Origin of the sequence: Gemmatimonas sp., from assembly GCF_046594945.1 — a bacterium.
In the GTDB taxonomy this organism is placed as follows: domain Bacteria; phylum Gemmatimonadota; class Gemmatimonadetes; order Gemmatimonadales; family Gemmatimonadaceae; genus Gemmatimonas.
This window is the reverse complement of sequence record NZ_JBKJRB010000173.1, coordinates 1-20,788: the sequence shown is the minus strand read 5'-3', so window position 1 is coordinate 20,788 and position 20,788 is coordinate 1. Positions and strand designations below refer to the sequence as shown.

At 64.6% G+C, this 20,788-nt stretch carries 16 protein-coding genes; 4 read left to right on the top strand and 12 right to left on the bottom strand.

Annotated features, from left to right (window positions below; genetic code table 11):
• Positions 1 to 34: 34 nt before the first annotated feature.
• Positions 35 to 283, bottom strand: a complete 249-nt coding sequence (locus ACLL97_RS21085) for a hypothetical protein (protein ID WP_411282454.1) — start codon at positions 281 to 283, stop codon at positions 35 to 37.
• Positions 284 to 350: 67 nt separating this feature from the next.
• Between ACLL97_RS21085 and ACLL97_RS21080 the strand changes: the two genes are divergently transcribed.
• On the top strand, positions 351 to 743 hold the full coding sequence (locus ACLL97_RS21080) for a VF530 family DNA-binding protein (protein WP_411282453.1): 393 nt from the start codon (positions 351 to 353) through the stop codon (positions 741 to 743).
• A 6-nt stretch (positions 744 to 749) separates the two neighbouring features.
• Positions 750 to 1,211, top strand: a complete 462-nt coding sequence (locus ACLL97_RS21075) for a hypothetical protein (protein ID WP_411282452.1) — start codon at positions 750 to 752, stop codon at positions 1,209 to 1,211.
• A 16-nt stretch (positions 1,212 to 1,227) separates the two neighbouring features.
• On the opposite strand, the gene ACLL97_RS21070 is transcribed toward ACLL97_RS21075, so the two are convergent.
• The 3 genes from ACLL97_RS21070 to ACLL97_RS21060 are packed head-to-tail and all read right to left on the bottom strand — an operon-like array spanning position 1,228 to position 2,911.
• A complete protein-coding gene (locus tag ACLL97_RS21070) occupies positions 1,228 to 1,680 on the bottom strand; it encodes a DM13 domain-containing protein (protein ID WP_411282451.1) in 453 nt (150 codons plus the stop codon).
• A 40-nt stretch (positions 1,681 to 1,720) separates the two neighbouring features.
• A complete protein-coding gene (locus ACLL97_RS21065; RefSeq protein ID WP_411282450.1) occupies positions 1,721 to 2,242 on the bottom strand; it encodes a redoxin domain-containing protein in 522 nt (173 codons plus the stop codon).
• A 30-nt stretch (positions 2,243 to 2,272) separates the two neighbouring features.
• Entirely contained in the window at positions 2,273 to 2,911 is a 639-nt protein-coding gene (locus ACLL97_RS21060) for a peroxiredoxin family protein (RefSeq protein WP_411282449.1), read from the bottom strand.
• 266 nt (positions 2,912 to 3,177) lie between these two features.
• Here ACLL97_RS21060 and ACLL97_RS21055 point away from each other — a divergent pair, with 266 nt between their 5' ends.
• Positions 3,178 to 5,475 carry a protein-disulfide reductase DsbD family protein gene (locus ACLL97_RS21055; protein WP_411282448.1) on the top strand — a complete coding sequence of 766 codons (2,298 nt, stop codon included), beginning with the start codon at positions 3,178 to 3,180 and terminating at the stop codon, positions 5,473 to 5,475.
• Between the two features lie 46 nt (positions 5,476 to 5,521).
• Here ACLL97_RS21055 and ACLL97_RS21050 read toward each other — a convergent pair whose 3' ends face one another.
• From ACLL97_RS21050 to ACLL97_RS21030, 5 genes are all read right to left on the bottom strand, one after another.
• Entirely contained in the window at positions 5,522 to 6,109 is a 588-nt protein-coding gene (locus ACLL97_RS21050) for a hypothetical protein (protein ID WP_411282447.1), read from the bottom strand.
• A gap of 561 nt (positions 6,110 to 6,670) precedes the next feature.
• Complete coding sequence (locus ACLL97_RS21045) at positions 6,671 to 9,262, bottom strand: vitamin B12-dependent ribonucleotide reductase (RefSeq protein WP_411282446.1); 2,592 nt, start codon at positions 9,260 to 9,262, stop codon at positions 6,671 to 6,673.
• 470 nt (positions 9,263 to 9,732) lie between these two features.
• Positions 9,733 to 10,224 carry a gamma carbonic anhydrase family protein gene (locus ACLL97_RS21040; protein ID WP_411282445.1) on the bottom strand — a complete coding sequence of 164 codons (492 nt, stop codon included), beginning with the start codon at positions 10,222 to 10,224 and terminating at the stop codon, positions 9,733 to 9,735.
• A 227-nt stretch (positions 10,225 to 10,451) separates the two neighbouring features.
• Positions 10,452 to 13,490, bottom strand: a complete 3,039-nt coding sequence (locus ACLL97_RS21035) for a hypothetical protein (RefSeq protein ID WP_411282444.1) — start codon at positions 13,488 to 13,490, stop codon at positions 10,452 to 10,454.
• A complete protein-coding gene (locus ACLL97_RS21030; RefSeq protein ID WP_411282443.1) occupies positions 13,487 to 15,463 on the bottom strand; it encodes an N-acetylmuramoyl-L-alanine amidase in 1,977 nt (658 codons plus the stop codon). The genes ACLL97_RS21035 and ACLL97_RS21030 overlap by 4 nt, the downstream gene beginning before the upstream one ends.
• A gap of 255 nt (positions 15,464 to 15,718) precedes the next feature.
• Between ACLL97_RS21030 and ACLL97_RS21025 the strand changes: the two genes are divergently transcribed.
• Positions 15,719 to 16,903, top strand: a complete 1,185-nt coding sequence (locus tag ACLL97_RS21025) for a PP2C family protein-serine/threonine phosphatase (RefSeq protein ID WP_411282442.1) — start codon at positions 15,719 to 15,721, stop codon at positions 16,901 to 16,903.
• A 10-nt stretch (positions 16,904 to 16,913) separates the two neighbouring features.
• Here the strand turns inward: ACLL97_RS21025 and ACLL97_RS21020 are convergent, their stop codons facing one another.
• Genes ACLL97_RS21020 through murQ form a run of 3 tightly spaced genes read right to left on the bottom strand, consistent with a single transcriptional unit; the run spans position 16,914 to position 20,504 of the window.
• Positions 16,914 to 18,395, bottom strand: coding sequence for a glycoside hydrolase family 3 protein (locus ACLL97_RS21020; protein ID WP_411282441.1), 1,482 nt, complete (start codon positions 18,393 to 18,395; stop codon positions 16,914 to 16,916).
• Between the two features lie 6 nt (positions 18,396 to 18,401).
• The gene (locus tag ACLL97_RS21015; RefSeq protein ID WP_411282440.1) at positions 18,402 to 19,577 is read right to left on the bottom strand and encodes an anhydro-N-acetylmuramic acid kinase; all 1,176 of its coding nucleotides are present in this window, start codon (positions 19,575 to 19,577) and stop codon (positions 18,402 to 18,404) included.
• Between the two features lie 3 nt (positions 19,578 to 19,580).
• The gene (gene murQ, locus ACLL97_RS21010; protein ID WP_411282439.1) at positions 19,581 to 20,504 is read right to left on the bottom strand and encodes an N-acetylmuramic acid 6-phosphate etherase; all 924 of its coding nucleotides are present in this window, start codon (positions 20,502 to 20,504) and stop codon (positions 19,581 to 19,583) included.
• Positions 20,505 to 20,788: the final 284 nt, after the last annotated feature.

The window sequence follows — 20,788 nt, the reverse complement described above, 5'->3', positions numbered from 1 at the left end:
ACGACCGCGAGCGTCGTGCCGCGCGAAGGACACATCACCGCAAGCGACACAGCTCCCCCGTCGGTTCGACGGGACGTTCGTCGAACACGTGCACCACGTCCCCGCGCCGCATCAACACCGTGGCTACCCCCCTCGCCACGCCCGTGGCCGCCGCCTGCGTTCTCGGATACCACGAAGCGAAAGAATACATAGGCGTGACCACATCGGCCGCCACCATACCGTGCGGATAGCGACGCAAATGATGTCGGCGGTCGCGCACGTCAATGCCGTCGAGCCCACGCATTTCGTCAAGTCACTGGTCGGCCGTGAATTTCGGCATCGTCTCCAGACGCTCACTGGACGGAATCGCGATGTCCCCCAATATCCGTGGGGAGCGCTTCGGCGTCGGCACGCCCGATGACGTCGGCATCGCCATGCATCCGCGCGCGCGTTGCTCGACTAGATTGCCCCGTCATGCGATCCTCGACCTCCCTCCGCCGCCCACGCCGATGACTGAGCCGCGCCCCGTCGATCCCCTGCACGGCGTCACCCTCAAGGCGATGGTCGAGCATCTCGTCGAGCGCTACGGGTGGGACGGACTCGGCGAGCGCATCGAGATCCGAAGCTTTACGCATGATCCGAGCGTGAACTCGTCGCTCAAGTTCTTGCGCAAGACGCCTTGGGCGCGCGCGAAAGTCGAGTCGCTGTATCTCCACTCGGCGGCGCATCCCCGTAAAGCCCCAAAGCCGCCCGCAGACCAGTAGCATCCCATGTCACACCATGTTCCACCTACCGCGATCGCCCTGGCATTGATCATCAGTGCGTCCGGGTGCGTGACGGCGCGCGCAACGTTCAACGCGGCGCCAACCGGTATGCCGCCCGGCGATATACTCGGCGCGTTTGAAGATGATTACGGCGGTGTGTATCAGATCACCACCGAAACATGGCGCCATGGGGCAACCGCGGCGTACGACATCGTGGCCTGGCATGCCGACTCACAATACGTCGTCGCTCGCAACGCGCCCGGCAATCCAACTGCGCCAATGCGATGGACGCGAATTGATTGGATGCCACTCGCCAACATGTCGCCGTACACGTGGGCATTCTGTTTCACCGCCTACGATGCTCCATCGCGAGCGGCCGCGGAATCAGCACCGACCGCCGTCCGTGCATCGCCGCGCTCGGGCTGCAACAGCTATCCCTTCTCGCGCATGAAGCGTCGCACCGATTGACGCGCACGACTCGCGCCTACGGCGTCGGCGCGATCGGGGCTTCGGCCATGGCGACATTGAACGGGTCGCACCAGACGATCACCCACGTATACCGCACACCGGGTGGAATCTGAAACGTGTACGTCTGTGCTCCCGTGCGCGAGCGTAATGCCCCAATGCGTAGCGGCTGACCGGTATTGGGATTGTTGGTGGTATTGAGGTACACGACCGGGCCCGGCGTTTGCGCAATGGAAAAATCGGAGGAGAACGAAAGTTGCGCCGTTCCGTTCGCGGTGGTCAATGCGACCGTGCCGGTCACACTGTAACCCGTCCGGCGCCACGTGCCGTTGGTTGTCGGTCCCGCGGGCGGCGCCATATCGGAACCGACTTCCTGTGCATTCGGAGCCATCGGAGGCTCGGCGCTGTTGCAGGCCGACATCAACACCGCCAACACCAACACCGCCGACATCAGCACGCTACGATTTCGCATCACGAAGGCTCCAGAAAACGGTTTGAAGGTCGACGCAGCATCACTCAGCCAACAGGGTCCTGATTCGCCGATCCCATTCGGCGTGCCATCGATCGCCCTCGTGAAATTCGCCGTACCCTTCGTATCGTACGCGACCCTGTTTGTCGATCAGCACGAAGCTGGGCCAGTATTGAATGGCATACAGATTCCAGCTTGCCCGATCGTTGTCCTGCGCGATCGGCCATGTCACTTTGTACTTCGCGAGCGCCTTCGCCACGTTGTGGCGATCGTGTTCTCCCGCGTACGGCGGGAACTCAGGGGTGTGAATGCCAATGATCGTGAGCCCCCGTTCGCGATACGCGCCGTCCAGCGCGCGCAGCGAGGGAATGGTGTTGGTGCAGTTGTAGCAGGTGAACACCCAGAAGTTCAGCAGCACCACCCGTCCTTTCAGCGACGCCAGGGTGACCGGGCCGGGCGCATTCAGCCAGCTTATGTTCTTCCAGTCGGGCGCCGGACGGTACGTGTCAAGCGCGAGCGCGCCGCCCACCATGCTGGATACCACGACGGCCAGAGCCCATCGCATCTGATTCGCCTTCGCCTGAGGGAATGCTGGTTAGTGGATCGCTTTGACCGCGTTCAGTACGGCCGCGTTGGTGGGGCGGATCTTGTAATCGGTCTGGACATCGCGCCACCGCACGACACCCTTCTTGTCGATCACGTACGTGGCTGGATGCGGAATGCCGCGACGGCTGCCGGCGGGATTCATCACCCCGTATCGTCCGATGACCGTGTGATCCGGATCGGACAAAAACGTAAAGTCCGGTGGCATCCCGTCGGCACCGATCCGTGTCACCGCCGCCTGCGTCCCTTTGTCGTCGTCGATCGATACGACCAACATCTCGGTGTCCTTCTTCAATTCGTCGGACAACAGCGCACGCATTTCCTTGAGCTGCGTGATGCAGTACGGACACCAATAGCCACGGTAGAACACCAACACGACGTTCTTTTTGCTGCGCATCGATGAAAGCGTGGTGGTGCCGCCGCCGAACTTGGCGAGCGTGAAGTCTGGTGCCATACCCCCGACGGCGACGCGCTCGATGTCGGTGGGCTCCATCGCTTTGCCGTCGACGGGGCCGAGCACAGACGGTGACTGGGCGTGCGCGACGGTTGACACGACTGGAGTAGCGACGGCTATCGCGAGCGGGACGACGGTCCAACGCAGGGCACGGGTGGACCACGAGCTGCGGATCATGAACGGAGGGAGTAGAAGGTGACGAGTTGCCAGCGAGGGCGGCATCGTCATGAATGACCGCTCCCCAACTTGTCGAGATAGACACGACGCTCCGCGTTAGTTCCACCAGTCGGAGGGCGTGAGGCGGAGGTGGTATGACGCGCGCTTCTGGAGCTGGCGTGGCCGGGAACTGTGGAGCACTGAGTAGACTACATGTGGCAAGACTGGCGGGTCTATTGCCGCGCCTCGCACCACATCGCCCTACCGTCCCAGGTTACTGGAATCCTATGCTCCGTCGCTCTCTCGTACTTGGCGTGCTGTCGCTCGTGGCGCTGTCGCGACCCGCATCGCTGCGCTCCCAGTCAGTGCAGAAACAGGACCTGACTCCCAACAGCGAGCTGAGCCTGCTGGCCGAGTCGACCGGGCTTCGTCCCGGTGCCACGACCACGGTCGCGCTGCGTATCACGATGGAGAAGGGATGGCACACGTACTGGACCAATCCGGGCGACGCGGGCTTGCCGCTCGCCGCCCAGTGGACGTTGCCGGCGGGTGTAACGGTATCGGCGCTACGGTTCCCCGCCCCCCACGTGCTGCCGCAGCCGCCGCTCATGAGCTACGGCTACGAAGGGGAACTGTACGTACTGGCCGATGTCTCCGTCTCCGCCGCCGTTCCGGTTGGGACGGCACTGACGGTGGCGGCCGACGTCGACTTTCTGGTGTGTGCAGATGTGTGTCTTCCGGCCAGCGGACACGTTGAATGGAAAGCGCAATCGCTGGCACAGCCGGTGCCGTCCACGTTTGCGTCGGCGATCGCGAACACACGCGCGCGGCTGGTTCAGGATGGACGTGGGTGGACTACGTCGGCGTGGCGCGATGGTGCACGCATCGTCGTGTGGGCCTACGCGCCGGGTTCGGCCACCGGGCCAACGGCTTCCGTGAGTGGCGGGGCAATCAGTACCATCGCGAGTGCCAAGCGCGGGCTGCCCAAGCCGTACCTGATCCCCGACTCCACGGGGGTGCTCGCGCACGAAGCGGTGCAACGCGTTGCGTGGATAGGCGACACCGTGGTGCTGTCGCTCACAGCCGATAAACACTTGAGTGACTCGGTGACCGCATTCACCGGTGTGCTGCTGAATGATGTAAACGCGCCGACCAGTGGTGTGCAACTCACACTACCACTACAGCGAAAGCCACCGGCGATCGCGTCGCGCCTGCTGGCGCTGGTCGATGCATCCGGTGCCATAACGAGTGGCGGTGCCATCATGGCAGCGTCGACACGGGCGCGCACCAGCGCCGCAACACAGACCGACGTAGCTGCCGGGGCCGATATGGGTGTGGCGCTTGCGCTGTTGCTCGCGTTTGTGGGCGGGTTGGTCCTCAACCTGATGCCGTGTGTGTTTCCCGTACTGTCGATCAAGATTCTCGCGTTCGTGGAACGCGGCGGTGACAACGACGGTGGCGCGATTGGACGTCGTCACGCCATGGTGTTCACCGCCGGCGTGCTGACCACGTTCTGGGCACTCGCGGGCGTGCTGTTGGCGCTGCGCGCTGGCGGCGCACAGCTTGGCTGGGGCTTTCAACTGCAGTCGCCGGCTGTTGTCACCGTGATGGCGCTGGTCGTGTTCGCCCTTGCGCTGAATCTGAGCGGTGTTTTCACGATGGGAATGAGCCTCACGCGACTGGGTGCGGTAGGCGCGGGCGAGCGATACAGCGATTCATTCCTGACCGGTCTGTTGGCCGTGGTGGTGGCAACGCCCTGCACGGCGCCGTTCATGGGTGCCGCACTGGGTTACGCACTCACACAACACGCCGCCATCGGGATGGCGGTGTTCACGTCTCTCGGACTCGGCCTCGCCGCACCGTACATCCTGTTTGCCAGCAGCCCGGCGCTGCTGCGCAAGCTGCCGCGTCCCGGTCCGTGGCTCGAGACACTGAAGCAGCTGCTGGCGTTTCCGCTCTATGCAACCGTGGTCTGGTTGTTGTGGGTGTTGGGCCGTCAGGCCGGCTCCGACCAGGTGGCGTTGGCGCTGCTGTTTGCCGTTGGCGTGTCACTCACCGGTTGGATGGCTGGACGTGCGCAGTATGCCGGTCGTGCTCGCGGCAGTCTGATGGGATTGGTGTTGCTGGTCGGCACGATCGCCGCCGGAGGCGTGGCGATTGCATCGCAACCCTCGACACCGGTAGGCGCCGCGGCGGCGCCAGCGGGGTGGGAGACGTGGTCTGCTGCCCGCGTGGCGTCGGCACGGGATTCGGGTCGCGTGGTGTTCGTGGACTTTACGGCGGCGTGGTGTCTGAGCTGTCAGATCAACGAACGCGTGGCGCTGCACACCGACGCGGTGGAGCGTGCCTTCGTAGATGCAAACGCGGTGCTGCTGCGCGCAGACTGGACCTCACGCGACGCCGAGATCACCGCGGTGCTTGCCTCGTTGGGTCGCAGTGGCGTGCCGCTGTACGTGGTGTATCCGTCGGGCAACACGCGCGCGCCGGAGATTCTGCCTGCCGTACTGACGCCAGGTATGGTCATCGACGCGGTCACGCGAGCGGCGAGTGGAGCGACGGTTGCCGTGGCGGCATCACCGAGATAACGCGACGGCCTCCAAGACCTCATGGCGTCGCATCGACCGCCACAGACTACCAGATACCGCCGGTCGGCAGCAAGTCACCCTTCGGCGTGGGATCCGCCACCTTCTTCATCCCCGACGTCTTCACGCCGGGCGCGAGTCCCGTCGTCTGAAACGTATAAGTCCACGTCTGCGGCGGCTTCGTCGAGTCCATCTTGATGTGCTGAAATGCCTTGACGCGTGGACCAATACCCGTCACACCACAGTCAAAAATCAGCACGCGCTCGAGGTTTTTCTGCTTGCCAGGCCCAGCCTTCAGAATGTTCGGGATGTCGTGCACCTGAATCTCCAGAATCCCATCGTGCTTTTTTAGATAGTCTTGAACGGCTTTGTTCTGCGCCGGCTCGCCCACGTGGGTACCGAGCATTTTCGCGGTGACCGGCGCGCCCTTTTTGTCGAAGAGCTTCGAATGGCCTTTTTGTGTGCCGAACGAGTTACGAAACGGCAGATTGTGCGCGTGCAGAGAGGCGCGGAAGTACCGCTGCGCCCACACGGCCATGGTTGGACTCTCGGGCTTCTGCGTGTAGAAATCTCCCGACAAGTCCCAATACTCTTTCTTCTCGAAGTCGACGTTCATGATGACTTCGTTCCATTCCATGTTCGGTGGCTCGGAGAAGCCGCCGATCAAGGCCGTCGTGTACTTGATGGTGAAAGTGACATACCAATTCGTTCCAAACTCTTTCGGCGTATCGAGCCGGGAATGATCGCACGTTACTGATATCACTGACCACATGCCGGTGGAGCGATCTCCGAAGATGACGGCGCGGGGTGTTGGGGCCGGATGCGCTCGACCGCCGATTGTTCACGGATTGTTCGCCGAGGGCTAAATTGCAGCTTCAAGCCATTAACGCACAAGGATAGGCTGGACCGCCATCGCTGGATGCCATCGCTGGATGCCAACTCCGCGTTAGGCTGTAGGGAGCACGCGAAATGCCAATCGTCACCGTGCCACGTGCTCGTTCAATCGCGAGCCAAACGATAGACGGCACCCACGGATATAGCCGAGTGTACCGCCGTACATTCGGCGCCCGAGTGATGCGCGCGCAGGCGAGCACGCACCAACAGGATCATCACCGACGAACGGGTATCGGCGCCATGCCGATACCCGTTGATCCGTCTGTCAAGAAACTTCTCCGTCCCGACACACAGCTAGGCCCCCTCACCCGCACTCACTAAACCCGCACACATGGCACTTCACACACCCTTCTGCGAACTCCAACTGACTCCCGCAGTCCGGGCACGTGCCCATGAACACTTCGCCGTGACCTGATCCGAATTCGATCGGCTGCAGCTGCTCCGCCCCGTTCGAAATTGGCGGACGCGTGATCGGCACACCCGCGGCTGGCGTGAGCATCGGCGGCATCATAGCGCTCACCGGACTCGGCGCACCAGCCATCGCGCCGCCAGCCAGCAGGTCCGTCTGCACGCCCTGCTTTTCTCGCCACCATTGTTCCAGCGCGATACCCACCGCATCGGGCAGCGACAACACCTTGTTGGGGCCGAGGCCCACCGCGCGGTCGCTCGAAATACCGCGCAGCTGACGATGGATTTCCTGTAGCGAGATCCCGCTGCGTAGCGCCAGCGAGATCAAGCGACCGATCGCTTCCGCGTCGGCCATCGCCGACCCACCAGCCTTCCCGAGATTCAGGAACACTTCGAACGGCTGTCCCTTCTCGTCTTCCGTGATGTTCACGAACATCACGCCCAGCGGTGTCTCCTTGCGAATCGTCGTGCCGCGCATGACCTCCGGACGCGAGCGCTTGCCTCGACGGCTCGCACTCTCCGCTTCCGCGCTGAACAGCGCCTTCTTGGTACGATCGAGTTCGTTCTGCAACTCGGCCATCGTGCCTTGCAGTTCACCGATCTCCCGCTTGAGCGCCACCGTTGCGTCGGGCGCGCCCTTCTCGCTCTTCGCGCCATCAGGAGTTCCCGCGGCCTTCGCATCGTCGCGCTTAGCCGCGGCGGCGTGCGTGGCACCGGTGCTCAACACCTGATTGTCGCGTGAGCCGTCGCGGTACACCGTGACGCCCTTGCACTTCATGTCATACGCCATCTCGTAGATCGCGCGCACATCGTCCTGCGTGGCCGCGTAGCCGAAGTTGGTGGTCTTCGAGATCGCCGAGTCACAGTGCTGCTGAAACGCCGCCTGCATCTGAATGTGAAATACGGGCGCGATGTTGTTCGCCGTGTTGAACACCGCCTGCCACTTGGCCGGCACATCAGCGTGCTTCACGGTGCCCGTCTTGGCGATGCGCTCCATGAGCTCATCGCTGTACCATCCTTCGGTCTTGGCGATGGCCACGAAGTCTTCGTTCACGTCGGGCATCATCACACCGGCCTGATTGCGCATGAACGCCACCGCGAACAACGGCTCCAGTCCGCTCGAGCAACCGGCGATGATGGAGATCGTGCCGGTGGGCGCCACGGTGGTCACGTTGCAATTGCGCAGCAGCTGCATGGGGCGGATACGCTCACCCTGCTCGTCGCGCGCGCACGTTTCGTCGGGGCCCCAGATGGACCGTGCCCACTCGGGGAACGCCCCACGATCCTTCGCCAGTCGCTCGCTCTCCTTCTTGCCTTCGACGTCGAGGAACTCCATGACCCTGCGGCCCATCTCCACGCCTTCCGCACTGTCATACGGAATGCCCAGACGCACAAGCATGTCGGCAAAGCCCATCACGCCGAGGCCGATACGACGGATGCGCTTCGAGAGTGAATCGATTTCCGGCAGTGGGTACTTGTTGACGTCGATGATGTTGTCGAGGAAGTGCGTGCTGAGCGCGATATCGCGACGCATCGCTTCCCAGTCGACGTCGCCGTGCTTGACGTAGTGGCCGACGTTCACCGAACCAAGGTTGCACACATCGTACGCCAAAAGCGGCTGCTCGCCACATGGATTCGTGGCCTCGTACGCGCCGAGGTGCGGCACCGGGTTATAGCGGTTCGCCTCGTCGATGAAGAACACCCCCGGCTCGCCGGTGCGCCACGCACCCAAGATCATCTTGTCCCACACGTCGCGCGCGCGCACCTGACCGGTGACCTGACCGGTGGACGGATCCAGCAGGTCGTAGCTGCCGTCCGCCTTCACGGCATTCATGAACTTGGTCGTGATGCCCACCGAGATATTGAAGTTCGTGATCTTGGTGAGGTCTTCCTTGCTCGCGATGAAATCGAGCACGTCGGGATGATCGACGCGCAGGATGCCCATGTTCGCGCCGCGACGGGTGCCGCCCTGCTTCACCGCGTCCGTGCTCGCGTCGTACAACTCCATGAACGAAATCGGCCCCGAGGCCACGCCGGTGGTGCTCCGCACCATGCTGCCCTTGCCGCGCAAACGCGAGAACGAAAAGCCCGTGCCGCCGCCCGACTGATGGATCAGCGCCATGCTGCGCAGCGTGTCGTAGATGCCGTTCTGGCCGTTGCTGAGCGCGTCTTCCACCGGCAGCACAAAGCAGGCGGACAGCTGACCCAGCGGACGTCCGGCATTCATGAGCGTCGGCGAGTTCGGCTCGAACCGACGCTGCGTCATCAGGAAGTAGAACTCCTCGGCCACCGCCTGCACCGCCCCATCGCTCGCCCCGTATCGGCGGTCGGCCTCCGCCACCACCGTCGCCACCCGCCAGAACATGTCTTCCGTCTTCTCAACCGACTTACCGGACTTGTCCTTCACCAGGTATCGCTTGTCGAGCACGGTGCGCGCGTTCGCGGACAGCGTTACCAGTCCTTCCGGTGGCGTGGCGGAGAAGGGCATTCGTGGGGCTCCTGCAGTTGGCGTGGGGCGGTGCATAATGACCGAAACTCGACGTTCTCAAGCGCGTCCTCGAGAACTTGGCGGAGGGGCCGAGTGGGCGGGTATGGTGCCTCCGTTCGTGAGGCCGCACAAGTAGCGTTGTAAGTCGTTCCCGGTGAACGCGTTGTACAAGACACATCACGGATGTGCGCGGCGACTGAAGTTGTCCACCGAGGCCAGCCATTGTCAGTATGGCGGCCGTCTCGGCAGAGCGAACACAGCCGTTTCGCGTTGTCCCAGCTGTCTCGACAGTGCGAGCAGCATCGCGCAACACGTTGTACACCAGTCGGTTGACCAAGTGCGGCTCAAACCGGCCGCGGCAGCATCAACACAGCACGCGGACAGTTTGCCCGCGTTCCGATCACATTCATTCACCGCCCGCAAGAGCGCGCTTGCTTGCACTCACACCGAAAGCAGGCAATTGCCCGCTCTCACGAAGTGTGCTGGCCTATTGACCCGCTTCGGTGCACTTCCTTGAGCGCCACATACCGCGCTGCATTGTCCAGCGTGCCAGCCTGCTGCTCGGCGCTTAGCTGCCGCACCACCTTCCCCGGCACCCCCACCACCAGCGACCCCGGTGGCACCTGTGTGCCCGCCGTGACCACCGCGCCAGCCGCGATGATGCTCCCACGGCCAACCCGCACATTGTTCAGGAGAATCGCCCCCATCCCCACCAGCACGCCGTCTTCGAGGATGGTACCATGCACCACCGCCCGATGCCCGATCACACAATCCTCCCCCACGATGGTCGGCATCCCCGGATCGGCGTGAATCACCGCCCCATCCTGTACGTTGCTGCGCGCCCCGATCACGATGCGCTCCACGTCGCCGCGAATCACTGCCGTCGGCCACACACTCACGTCATCGCCCAGCTCCACTCGACCGATCACGATGGCCGACTCATGAATCCAAAAGCTCGCCATAGGACAAACAGTACGGAGTAAGGAGTAAGGAGTAAGGGGTAAGGGGTACCGAGTAATCGCTGTTCGCTGTTTCAAAATCGTAGCAGTTCGCGCCCTTGGCGTCTCTTCGCGCCCTCCGCGCCCTCCGCGAGCTTCGCGTGAACCAACGGACCGTCCGCCGGCATCCCACTCGCCGTAAGCCCACCCGCCCAGCAGCCAGCCACCCGCACACCAGCCACCAGCGCACGTCAGAAATACCCACCCAGCGTCACGTAGAATGCACCGCCGCGCGCCACATCCCGCGGCGCCACATACGGAGCCGCCGCGCCGATCCGCACGCGATACGGCACGTCGTATTGCACCGCCAGATCCACCACCAATTCGGCACCTGCCGACGCCAGCCAACCGTCTCGCTCACCAGGCCGCTCGCACACCACGTTCGCCGTGCGGGCCAACGCACTAGGGCACCACGCCCGTGCCGCATCGCTGAACACCGTGACCGACAGGCGATCCACGAACAGCGTGAACGGACTTGGCAACCGACGGAACAGCACCAGCGGTGCGCGATACTCCACACCACCCGCCAACGCACGAATGCCACGCTGGGTGCCCGGCGCCACACCACGCAATGAGAAGGTGCGTGACGGATCGCCCACCACTACACCCGGCAGCAGTTCGGCCGACTGCCCACTCGTACCACCCACACTGAACTCGGTCGTCGACTTCACCTGCGCCACCCCAAGCGTGGCGCGCGTGGCAATCACATGCCGCGAGAAACCCGGCAGATTGAGCGGCCGATAGTGTCGCCCGCCCGCAATCGCACGCCACGTGCCCGAGCCGACCGCGTCGTCCTCGCGCCAGCGATAGGCGGTGCTGCCACTGAGCGTGAAGCCTTCTTCCACCGACACACCGCGCGCACCCAGTCGCGCCGTGCTCACACTACTGCTGGCAAAGAATGAACCGTAGCGCGTGCCCGTGCGTAACAGCGAGTTCGGCGCCCCGAGGGCCGAGTCCACGTCACTGGCGAAATCGCGCAGTTCGTACTGCGCTCCAAGCGTGGCGCTCACGGAACGACGCACGCGCGGCACGCGCCACGTGCTGGAACCGGTCACGAAACGTCGACGCCGCGCGATGAAGCCCAGGGTAGCGCCCGAGTCACTCACTGAGCGGAACGTGCCGTCCCACTCCTGCCACGCCGACAGATCCAGCAGCTGCACGCCGAGACCCGCGTAGCGATACGACGCATAGGCATCCGTTTCGCGGAGCTGCGGCTGAATCAGCGCGCTGGCGCTCCACGAGTGCCGCCCGAGAATGTCGATCGCGCTGGTGGTTGCGCCGTACGTCGCGCCACCATTGCGCCCCTCGCCGATCAGCGGCATCCAGTAGCGCGGTATCAGTTGACGCAGCGGCGCATAGCGCGTGGCCGGCGTAGACTCGGCGCGGCCGCCCAAGTCCGCGACGTTAGGCACCGACAGGTCGATGCCATTTTTCGGAGGATACCACGCAGACCGTGCAACCGCCCCGGCGGTATCCAACGGTGCCCACGACACGTGGTAGCCATCGGCGCGGTAGAACAGAGCAACCACCCGCGTGCCATCGGGTGACACGGTAGGATCGAACAGCCCGCTGCTGACTGATGACACCACGCGCACGTCGTCGCGTTCCTCACGCCACCGCGTCGTATCTACCGGTGCGCCGAGCGCCACGATGGGCGCGGTCTCCAACTGCGAGCGTCCACTCCGATCGCTCACCCACACCAGTCGCTTGCCGTCTGGCGTGAAACTTGGACTGGCGAACACTCCGCGGGCACCGGCTACCGCAAGCTGGAGGTCGCCACTCACATCCATGACCACGACCCGCTGCTCGCCGGTGGGGAGCAGCTGCACGGCGGCAATGCGTTGTCCGTCGGGAGACCAGCGAGGTTCGGCCCATCGTTCCCACGCAATGTCCGGGGTGATCGGCACCACACTCTCGCCTGTTGTGCTCACGCGCACCAGACGCGTGCGGTCGGCGCCGAGTTGGACCGCCACAATGCCGCCGTCGGCGCGCACATCTGGCTGCGTCAAGCGGGCGCCGGTGGTGAGGCGTGTTTCGAGGTCGCGATCAGCGCCGCGCGAACGATACAGATCTGAGCGCACGACATACGGGTCGAGACGCTCCAATTGCGCGAACACCATTGCACCGGTGCTGTCGCCCGGTATCGGCGCGTTCACATCGAGCGTGTTGCGCCACGCGAGCCGTCGTGGCGCGGTCGCGGGAGTCACGGCGGCCGGTGCAATGTACAGGCCGGTCACGTCGCGGCCGTTACTGGCGCTCCACGCGATCGAATCGTTGCCCACCCATCGCGGCGACGAGGCATACCATCCATTCGCGCTCACGATACGCCATGTGCTGTCGCCGGGAAGCGCCGTGATCACGCGTGTGAGCGAATCGGTCAGGCGCGCAAACAGACGGTCGAAGGACACACCGAACGCCCGGCGGCTGTTGCGACTCAACAGAAACGGTACCACGTTGGCCGCCGTGATGTCTACATAGCGCCCCATACTTCCCGCCCGCTGCGTGGCCGCCTGCTGCATCAGCAACGAGCCCCACGCGTACGCCGTTTGTCCGCCGGGAAACTGCGACGTCGACAAGCTCCACCGCTGCGGTCCCGGCACGAACGCATCGCGCACGGCAGTACGCGCAACCATCGGAAACTCCGTACTGACGCCACGCCCGCTGCCGGTGAGCGTCGATTCGTAGTGAACCGCCAGCCCTTCTTTCACCCAGCTCGGCGTGAACGCATTCGGAAAGAACAACGGATTCCGACCGAACAGCGCGCGCCCAACGGCCCACGCACCGCGCGCGCGATCGAGGTGAAAGATGTGCGCCATCTCATGCGTGATCACCAGGCGCAGCCACTCGTCATGAAAGCGCAACTCGCGCAGCGCAATCGGCGGCACCGCGTAGATCACGACGCGATTGGTAGGGAACACCTGTGCGTAGCCGTTGCTGGCGTCCACGTTGTCGGCAATAAGCAAATCCACCGGTCCGGCGGGCGGTGCCAGCTCTCGCGACAGCTGCGCGTATGCCGATTCCGCAAGGAACGCCGCGCGACGGGCCAGCACTTCCTGATCGGGACGGAAGTGTACACGAAAATGCGGCAACGCAATCGTCCGCATCGCGCCACGCGGGTCCACCTGTGCCGACGCCGATGGCGCGACGGCGGGCAGCAGGCACAGCGCCGCCGCCATCAGAAGGCCGGCACGCACCAACGCCTTCATACACGACAGCGGGTTCAGCATCACGGCGCTAGCACGGGCGCCAACAGGCGGAAGTATCGCTCGAGCCCCACCACGAGGCCCTCCGCGTACTTCCGCTGAAAGGCCGGGTCACGCATCGCCGACTCCTGCTCCGGCAGCATGAGGAACAGCCCCTCGGCCAGCGCCGACGGATACCACGTGGGCCGCGCCACCGCGAGGTTCTGATAGTGCACGCCGAGATCGCGCAACCCGAAGCGCTTCACGAGCTCTTCCTGCACCACACGGGCGAGCGGCTCACTGTGCTGATGGTAGAACAGCGTACTGGTGCCATTGGCGGTGAACGGATTCACCCCATCGGGCAGTGCGTTCAGGTGGATGGAGATAAACGCATGGGCATTCGCGCGACGTGCCGTGACACCGCGCTCGGCAAGTCCCACCGGCGCCAGCGACGTCCGCGTCATGACCACGGTCGCGCCGCGCGCGCGCAACAGCGCCGCCACTTGCTCACCGACTGGAAAGACGGCGTCGCCTTCGTAGAGCCCGGTGGGTCCCGTCGCACCGGCTGGCGGATGTCCGGGATCGACGGCGATCGTGAGCCCACGAAGCGGATTCGCCGCATCGACCAGCGGAGGGCGACGCACGCGCAGCACGAACAATCGACGACTCTCGTCCCAGATGGACTGCCATCCGAACACCGGCTGCGAGAGCGTGAGCGTGACGCGCACGCGATCGCTCGTGACCTGTTCCCAGCTGATGCGGCGCACCAACGTGTCATTGCCGAAGATCGGCGAGATCTCAGGATTCGCCTGCACTCCGTACAGCGTGAGCACCAGCGTGCGTCCGTCGGGCTCGACCTGGTGGGCTGGGCGATCGCCGGTGGAGATCGCCACATCGACCCACTCCGCACCAGGCGTCACGCGAAATCCGCCGGTCACACGGCGCGGCATCGCGGTGCCTTCGGGAAGCACCACGAGGTCGTCGCTGTCTACCCACACATCGAGCGTGCCATCGAGACGGATGCGCGTGTAGCCTTGGCTTCGTCCAGTGACCTCTACGATCGTGCCGTTCAACAACATCCACTTATAGGTGCCATCCACGATCGGGCGCGCGTTCACCACCCGGTCGGTGTCACTACCGACCGTCGACCGACTCCGCAGCATCGCCAGCATGCGCGTGTCCACCGGCAACACACGCACGAGCGGCACGTTCAACCGCACCGTGTCACTGCCGCGAATCGCCATCAGCCGCGGCGCGCGGGCGCTGTCGGCCAACAGGTGCGCCGCCATGTCGATCGCGAACACCGATGTGACGTCGTCGCCCTTGGCGTCGGTCGTGGCCGCAACCACGCCATTCCCGCGCGATAGCGGGGGCGTCAGTGGCCGCATCACGCTGTCGCTGCCCTGCACCATTACCGTCGCGTTGGCCGGCGCGCGGAGGCTCACCCGCACATAGTCATCGCGCTTGGCCCACATGCCACGCGCGGGCAGCACCGACCCGCTGTCCACCCGAAGCGTGGCCGTGCCGGCCAGCGGCGTACGCACCGGCACGCGCACGCGCACGGTGCGACGCAGGGTGTCCGCGCCCCGCGCCACCACAAGGTCATAACGCAGAGCGCTGGCGGCGGGATTGGGCAGCCACGCCAGAAACGCCCCGTTCGGAGCAACTGGCACCGACTGCCCATTGATCGCCAATGACACGTCGCCCGAACCAAGGCTCCCGAGTACAAAGTTGGAGTCGCGGCTTGACAGCAACTGGTTCTCGGCCGGATAGCGTACCCGTACGTCGATCGGCGCATCACGCACCGACGGAACAGTCGGCAGGCCCGTCTCGCTCACGGGCGGCGCCACCATCGGCCTCGGCGGCGATACGGCCGGCGACGGCTGAGTGCAGGCACTCACGACGAGCCCGGCGCCGACCAGCGAGAGCGAGCTCAGCCTTTTCTTCAGTCCGGGGAAATTCATCATCTTGTCGAAGCTGACGGGAGGGGGGACAGGCGTCCAGCCGTCGAACGGTCGCATGCTGCGGACATTTTTATGTAAACTGGGACCGAAGGCTCTGAAAATGGGGCGGACCGAACGGACTTCCCAGAAAGATTTGACCCACCGGTGAAACGAACCCCATTTTATTACCGTCTACGGATCAGCGTCCGGAAACATGGTCGATGCCGACCCTGGCGCTGAAATACTGGAAGGGCACGTCGGGCTGCAACTCCCGGCGTTCCCGTCCGTACGAACACCTGTCCCCCTGTGCGCACCGGCCTGCTCAATGATGCTGTGACCGCTCCCGCCTCACATACTGAACGACTGCCCGGTGACCCTCGTGTGGTCACGCGTGTCTTCGCGCTCACCGACGTGGGACGTACTCGGGAGCACAACGAGGATACGTTCCTCGTGGCCGATCTCGAATCCGGCACCCCGCTCGATTTCACCTACGGATACCACGAGATCACGGCCGACCCTCATGGGCTGCTGTTCCTGGTGGCCGACGGGATGGGCGGCGCCGCCTCAGGCGAGCTCGCCAGCAGCATGGCCGGCGCACTGGTGCTCGAGGCGCTGCGTCACACTTGGAAGACCGCCGACCCGTCACCCGAGGCGTTCGCCGAAGCGCTCCGCGACGCCACGGTGCTAGCCAACGCCCGCATTCATCAGCACGCCCGCGAAAACCCTGAGCACCGCGGCATGGGCACCACCGCCACCATCGCCGGTCTTCTGGGCGATCGCCTGTTCATGGTGCAGGTGGGCGACAGCCGAGCCTACATGGTACGCGCGGGCGACGTGCAGCAGCTCACCAAAGATCAGTCGCTTATGCAACGGCTCGTGGAAGCCGGTGAGCTCACCGCCGAGGAAGCTGAAGTCAGCGAGCGTCGCAATATCATTCTGCAGGCGCTCGGCCCTGAAGCGCACGTGACGATCGATCTCACGCATCAGCAGGTCCGCCGCGGTGACACGTTGATTCTCTGCAGCGACGGATTGTCCGGTTTGGTGCGCGCGCCGGAAATTGCCCGCACGGCGAACGAGGAGCAGGACGTGCGTTCGATCTGCACGCGCTTGGTAGATCGTGCGAATCAGCTGGGTGGCCCGGACAACATTACCGTGATCGCGGCCCGGTTCGACGGCGACGCGCTGCGGGCTTCGGGGAACGGCGATTCGTTCGGATACAACACGTTCCCACTCGCGGGCACGTTGAATGATGACGCGCGCGAACCACTGCCGACGACGCGCGAAACGCGGTCGACACTCAAAAGTGATCCGACGCCCAGGTTCGGAACGCCGGTGCCGTCACGCGCGATTCTCGAGGAAGAGTTCGAGCGCGCGCGGGCGAGTGAGGATCACGCCGTACTCGGTGCCCCCGAGCCGGTGGTTGAAGAACGACGACGGGCCGTGCAGCCGGTGTTTCTGGTGCTCGGCGTCATCGCGTTGATCGCCATCATCTGGTTCCTGTTCGAACTGTTCGGCTAGGCGCCGACCGCTACTTCTTGTTGCGCAACAGGCCGCGTCCGGCCGCTTGCTGCATCACGCGATCTCCACCCCACGCCAGTACGGTGGGGTGCGTCATGCCCAGCTGCGCAACCCAGCGGGGATCGCCCAGTCCGATCAGAATCACCGAGCGCTGCAGCGCCTCGGCCTGCGCCACCAAAGCGTGTACCTGCGCGATGGTTTCCGGCAGCAGGGTCGTACGTCCCTTGCCGGCCACGTAGTCCGCGAACAACGCAATCACGAAGGGGCCGCCACTGGCCGGCGTGGGCGCATCGACTAGACGCGCGTCGTTGCCACCAAGACGCATGGCCTCAGCAATACCAGTGCGCTCGACCGCCGGTCCATCGGCATGATGGTCGTCGTCCACGATCGCCATTTCTGTGATCGTACCGACCGGCGGCAGCGGACTGTGCTCCACGCGGATTACTTTATCGGCGAGCAGTGCGCCCCACGCCGTGTCGGCACCACTGGGCCGACGCCAATCGTTCGGCGGTGACGCCCACTGCGCCCACTTGAGACGACGACGCACGGAATGCTTCACGCGCTCCGGCTCGAGCGTTCCGTCATCGTACGCGCGTTCAAGCGCGCTGAGCGCCTCGTCAAGATCGCCGGGCGCCATGAGTACATCGCAGCCACCACGCACCGCGAGCACCGCCGCTTCTGCCGCCGTGCGTCCCTCGACCGCGGCAGCCATCGTCATCGTATCGGCGACAATGAGATTGTCGAACTTGAGCTGCTGACGGAGCAACCACTGCAGAATTTCGCGCGACAGCGTGGCGGGCACACGGCTCGAGTCGAGCGCCGGATATACCACATGCGACGTCATCACACTGGCAACCCCTCCGGCGATCGCGGCGCGGAACGGCTGCAGATCCTGCTCTTTGAGCTGATCGGCGGGCGTTTCTACCACCGGCAGTTCAAGATTCGGATCGCGCGTCACGCGCCCCATGCCGGGGAAATGCTTCGCGCACGCGAGCACCCCTTCCGCCTGACAGGCCTCGATCCACGCGGTCACCAGTTGCGCCACTTTGCGCGCATCCGTGCCCATCGCGCGCGTTCCGACGATCGGATTCTCCAGCAAGAGATCGAGATCGCACACCGGCGAGAGATTCCAGTTCACGCCCATCGTGCGCGCTTCACGAGCGGTCAGTCGCGCTGCCCGACGCAGCGCTTCGATGTCGTCGAGCGAGGTGATCGCGGCGAGTGGCGGCAAACCGGTAGCGCCCGCGAATTGCTGTCCGGCTCCACGTTCCAGATCGGCCGCGATCAGCAGCGGATGACGCGACTTGAGCTGCAACTCTTTCGCGAGCGCCCGCACGCCGTCCTGCTCCCCACCGACCAGCTGAAAGCCGCCCACACCGAGGGCGAGCGACTGCTCGATGAGCGGACGCGTATCGGCAAAGCCGCCGGACGGAGACCAGCGGAGCACAGGGATGAGCAACTGCGCAAGTTCACGACGGGACTGTTCGCTCATGAGCGACTAACGGACGGCTGGAGTGAGCGAACCGAGGGGACGCGGACCTCGCGCTCCCGTTGCGCTGGGCACATTGCCGGCGCGGCCCGAAATGTGGAGATAGCCCAGCAGTGCGAATGCCACCGCTTCTTTCGCTTCTCCATCGAAGTACAATTGGTCAAACATACACACCTGCGGCCCTTTTCCATCGTCCACCGCCGCTTCGATCATACGGACGAGCGTCGGATTGTGGGCGCCACCACCAGAAAGCACCACATCCCGAACGGGCTCGGGGATAAACCGGCGATACTGGTCAGCCAGCGACCGCGCCGTGAGTGCCGTCGCGGTCGCGACGATGTCAGCTGGTGCCGCCCCTACGTCCTGACACGCGCGAATGAAGTCCGCCACATAGGCTCGCGAAAAAAGCTCGCGCCCGGTGCTCTTGGGCGGCGCCTCGCCGAAATACGGATGCCGCAAGGCCTCTGACACGACCGATTCGACGACGCGACCGCCCGCCGCGATCAGCCCATCGCGGTCGTATGGTAGGCCGTCGTACAGCGCCCGCACGACGCCGTCGATGATCACGACGCCGGGACCGGTATCGAAGGCACGGACTGCCTGCATACCGCCGCGATCGTGGGTACTGGCGGGTGGCACCACGCTCACGTTGCCGATGCCGCCGATATTCTGCAGTGCGCGCCACTGGGTGTCGTGCGCAAAGAGCAGATAGTCAGCGATTGTAACCAATGGTGCGCCCTGGCCGCCTGCGGCCACATCACGCGAGCGAAAATCCGACACGACGTCACACCCGGTGCGTTCAGCGAGACGCGCCGCATCACCGACCTGCCATGTGCTATGGCCCGGCTCGTGCCACAGCGTCTGTCCGTGTGATGCAACGGCGGCGACGTCACGCGCGATCACGCCGGCGTCGGCCATCGCGGAAATCGCGGCATCGGCCATCCAATCGCCGACATCGGCCTGCACCAGACAGTATTCGCGCGCCGTGCCCTGCTGCATCGCTCGTTCGAGCCGCGCGCGCTCATCGTCGCGATAGGCCCGATGGGTGAATCCCAGCAACTCACAGTGCACACCACCGTTCAGTCCGTCGCGAAACCGTGCCACGGCCGCGCTGATGCCGTCGAGCGACGTGCCCGACATCAGCCCGACCAGAACACGTCCCTGTGCGTTCATGCTGTCGGGCATTGGCTAAACGACCGGTGGCGGCGCGTTCGGCACCACGCGGCGCACAACGCCCTGCCCCTCTTCGAGACGCCGCCGCGCGGTCTCCGGATCGACGTTCAGCGCGTGCATCACCAGCGCCAGTTTCACACGACCATCGGCGCGCACGAGCAGCGCGCGCGCGGCGTCACGTGAAAGTTCGGTGACCTCCATGACGATCCGTTCGGCGCGATCCTGCAGCTTCACATTCGTCGCACGCAGATCGACCATCAGGTTGCCGTAGCTCTTGCCGATGCGAATCATCGCGCCAGTGGTGAGCATGTTGCACACGAGCTTGGTGGCGGTGCCGGCCTTGAGTCGCGTGGAGCCAGTGAGCACTTCTGGCCCCACGACAGGCAGTAGGCAGATATCGACCACCGCGCGCATGGCCGCGGGCGGCTCGGTACACGCAATGAGCAACGTACGGGCGCCGAGTTCGCGGGCACGCGTGAGCGCACCACGCACGAACGGCGTCGTACCCGAGGCGGCGATTCCGCAGACCACATCGCCGACCTGTACGGTGTGCGCGTCCATAACCGCAGCACCAGCAGCGGGATCGTCTTCCGCACCCTCGATCGGATTGCGCAGGGCGCGATCACCACCGGCGATGATTCCGACCACCATCGCCGGGTCGGTCCCGAACGTGGGCGGACACTCGCTGGCATCGAGCACGCCCAACCGTCCCGACGTACCGGCTCCCACGTACAACAGGCGGCGGCCGATGCGAAACGCCGCTTCGATCAGCGCGATCGACTCGGCGATCGGCTCCCGCTGGGTGGCCACCGCATCGGCCACTCCCTGATCGTCCGCGTTGAGGAGATCTACAATGGCGAGCGGCGACGCGAGGTCGATGTCGACGGTGCGCGGGTTGCGACGTTCCGTGACACGTGAATCGTGTGTCGGTGCGGGCACGGGAGCGGGTTCAGGGGACACCACGCGCGCGGCTGTCTTGTGCTCGCTGCGCGGGGTTATGTTCCAGTAAATGCTGCCGAGGGGGTTGGCAGCACGAGCGACGGCGAGACCTCGCCTGCGTCGCGCTTGTCAAACTTAGGAGTCGCCATGCGCGAATCGCAACCCGGGTCGCCGAGTCATGCGGCGCTTTATCCCGACGCCCGAGCCGGTGCACGGCACGATGGTGCACGGCACGATGGTGCACGGCACGATGGTGCACGGCACGATGGTGCACGGCACGATGG